This is a genomic window from Dryocola clanedunensis (assembly GCF_038405435.1).
Taxonomy (GTDB): Bacteria; Pseudomonadota; Gammaproteobacteria; order Enterobacterales; family Enterobacteriaceae; genus Dryocola; species Dryocola clanedunensis_A.
This window is the reverse complement of sequence record NZ_JBBYHZ010000194.1, coordinates 1-543: the sequence shown is the minus strand read 5'-3', so window position 1 is coordinate 543 and position 543 is coordinate 1. Positions and strand designations below refer to the sequence as shown.

Here is a 543-nt window from a genome sequence, read left to right as displayed (position 1 = left end):
AGGACGCGGATCGGCTTGCTGCGCTTCACCGTACCTTCGATGATCATGCAGCCTGCGACCGCACCGAACTTCGAGCTGCGGAACACATCGCGGACCTGGGCGATACCGATGATCTCTTCGCGGATTTCCACGCCGAGCAGACCGGAGGCCACCTGCTTCACCTGATCGATCACGTCGTAGATGATCGAGAAGTAACGCAGGTCCACACCGTTGGACTCGATGATGCGACGCGCGGAGGCGTCGGCACGCACGTTGAAGCCGATCACGGTGGCCTTGGAGGCAACCGCCGAGTTGGCGTCCGACTCGGTGATGCCGCCCACGCCGGAGTGGATCACGTTGATGCGGATGTCGTCGTTGGACAGCGCGACCAGTGCCTGGCTCAGCGCCTGCACCGAACCCTGCACGTCGGCCTTGATCACCAGGTTCAGCACCTGCTGGCCATCGCCCTTGCCCAGGGTCGCCATGATGTCTTCCATGCGGCTGCCAGCGGACTGCACCAGGCGCGATTCACGGCGCTTGGTTTCGCGCTGCTGCGCGACGTCC

General features: G+C 63.9%; 1 pseudogene. It reads right to left on the bottom strand.

The window, feature by feature from the left end:
- Positions 1 to 543 (bottom strand): annotated as a pseudogene (gene infB / locus AAE045_RS24185) (translation initiation factor IF-2); the annotation flags it as partial.